The sequence below is a fragment of the Flavobacteriales bacterium genome, assembly GCA_013214975.1.
GTDB lineage: Bacteria > Bacteroidota > Bacteroidia > DT-38 > DT-38 > DT-38.
On sequence record JABSPR010000093.1, the window covers coordinates 1 to 2495 of the forward strand.

Genomic DNA, 2495 nt, shown 5'->3' on the forward strand with positions numbered 1-2495 from the left:
AACTGCGAGGTTACCATATCCGCATCTTCCTGAACAAACTTCTTATATTTAAGCAGGCTCGCTATCGATTTCCGATACAGCCTATCCTTATGCAAAGCAAGCGCATAAAAATACAGAGCCTCTGGTGGTGAAGTACTGGTGCTTGTGCCTATACCTATTACAGATTCGGCAAGATGTACAATAGCCGCATCGTTCTGACCTCCTATTTCAAAATGACATATCCCAAGTCGGTAACTATAGAACGTCTTCTCTTGGTCATCAAAATGCAATAACCTGTACATGTATATCGCTTCTCCATATTCACCTTGAACAAAAAGCTTATTCGCAATTTTATCGGATACCTTAATTCTTCCGGCTGTAGCAAACGAACTTAGGCCTATAAATAGGCCCAGTGTAATAATTATAAATCTGTAAGATTTTTTTTCCACTACCCGCAACATAACTTTCTGTTTTTCTACAAAAAAATAATGCTTTCCATAAAAACTAAACTCGGTATAGGAAGCAATATCCAGAGCTTTTACTAATCACAAGATAGTAAAATATTACTTATCGGTTTCCACTGTTTGGCTCCCTACTAACTTTTCGTTCTTTTCTACCTCTACCTCAATTTTAACCAGCACCTCATTAAGGTGAACTATCTGCTGGTCTTCTATCAGCATAGCGTCAAGCTGTGCTTCATTCTCTTCCGTTACTTCTCCAAAGACAGATCGAATCTGACTAGTCTTTAATTTTAAATCTTTCTGAATAAACCATTGGTATTCGTGGAGATTATCTGTCGATAAACTAAACTGCTTGTTTTTCTGGAGTGCCATAGCGTAATAATAAAAAGCCTCTGTTGGAGATGAGTTCCCAAACGAACCTATCCCAATCAGAGACTTATCCAAATTAACCAGTGCTTTATCTATTTCTCCAATTTCATAATAACAAACCCCGAGCATATAACTGAAAAATGTATTATCCGGATTATCGGCGCTTAAAGTATTAAAGACATGCGCCGCTTTTTCAAATTCTCCTTGCTCAAAAAGCGTATTGGCATTCTTATCAGAAATTATCATATCACCCTCTTGTCCAAACGAAGCCAGGCATATAAATAAACATAGTAGACTTAGTATATTTCTTTTGGCTCTGTTTTTCATTAATTACACTACCACAATCTGTTGTTATAAAAACATCTTGTTTTACCAGATATGCGATTTGCTAAATCAATATTACGCATTTACATATAAAATTGCACATCAATACATCTTAACCTTAATCACTTAGGGCATTTACCGCTCTAAAACGGGATGATCTAGGACGCTTTTACTTTTCGATTTCAGCAATCTCGGTCCGAATTAGCTTTTTATTCTTTGCGATCTCTTCGTTGATCTTGGTTATCACTTCGTTTATATGGCCGATACTAGAATCTGAATTTACCATGTTCTCGTATCTATCCTTATTCTTATCGGTTATTTCTCCTCCAAAATGATATTGTATTTGAGCTGTTTCATAGTCCAAGTCTTCCTCAACAAAACTTCTATACTTAACCAAGTGATCTATCGACTTATCGTATTGCGTGTCTTTATGCAAGGAAAGAGCATAATAATAATGTGCATCGGATGGAGAAGAATTGATAAATGATCCCATTCCCTCTACCGATCGAGCAAGGTTAGACAGTGCTAAATCGTTCTGATCGCCAATTTCAAAGAAGCATACACCGAGCATGTAACTAAAGAATGTATTCTGCGGATTATCCTTATGGAGTTCTCTATACACATATATAGCTTTTGCATAATCGCCTTTAATGTATAATTTCTGTGCATTCTTATCTGAAATTTTAATATCATCGGATTTACCATAGCAAGATTCTCCAAATATGGCTACGCCTATAAGGACTATAAGTAATAGAATTAGGTTTGTTTTTATTATATTTTTCATGGCACACAACTTTTCTTTCTGTTCAATTCCGAACATTATTCTCCTCAATAAAACTCAGTTGGTAGTTCTATGATACGCAGCCATACTGCATTTGTTTAATGCAACGTATTAACTACTAGCCAATTATACGTAAAAACACCTAGTTACTAAGACTGAGTTATTGCCGTATTATTTTCAGAAAACGAGGGGTCTACTCCACATGCTTATTTGTACTTTCACAACCAATCAAACGCACATCTATGTATTTTAAATTAAACGCCTTAGCAATAGCTGGTCTCTTCTTATTATCTAATTGCTCGGAACAAAAGCAAGCAAAAGAAACAACTGTTGATTTCGACGTAATTGTAATTGGTGCGGGAGCTGCAGGTATGTACGCTGCTAAGGAGCTCGACGATAACGGCATTCAAGTAAAAGTATTAGAGGCCATGTCTATTCATGGTGGTAGAGCGCAAAACAACGAATCGTTTGGCGAAGGCTTTCTTTCGCTCGGACCAGAAGAAGTGTATCACTCGCCAGACTTCCCTACCCCATTAAGAGTACAAGCAATGAATAAATTTAAGGTATGGGCAATTGAGGAT

The 2495-nt window shown here is 36.7% G+C and carries 4 protein-coding genes; 1 reads left to right on the forward strand and 3 read right to left on the reverse strand.

Annotation, left to right across the window (positions count from 1 at the left end; all coding sequences use genetic code 11):
* The 3 genes from HRT72_03835 to HRT72_03845 form a co-directional block, all read right to left on the reverse strand.
* The coding region (locus HRT72_03835) for a hypothetical protein (GenBank protein NQY66837.1) at positions 1–440 on the reverse strand (440 nt) is incomplete at its 3' end.
* Positions 441–542: 102 nt separating this feature from the next.
* Positions 543–1055: a tetratricopeptide repeat protein gene (locus HRT72_03840; GenBank protein ID NQY66838.1), complete on the reverse strand. Its 513-nt coding sequence runs from the start codon at positions 1053–1055 to the stop codon at positions 543–545.
* Positions 1056–1302: 247 nt separating this feature from the next.
* Complete coding sequence (locus HRT72_03845; GenBank protein ID NQY66839.1) at positions 1303–1917, reverse strand: hypothetical protein; 615 nt, start codon at positions 1915–1917, stop codon at positions 1303–1305.
* 239 nt (positions 1918–2156) lie between these two features.
* Between HRT72_03845 and HRT72_03850 the strand changes: the two genes are divergently transcribed.
* A partial coding sequence (locus HRT72_03850; GenBank protein NQY66840.1) for an NAD(P)-binding protein occupies positions 2157–2495 on the forward strand: 339 nt, incomplete at its 3' end.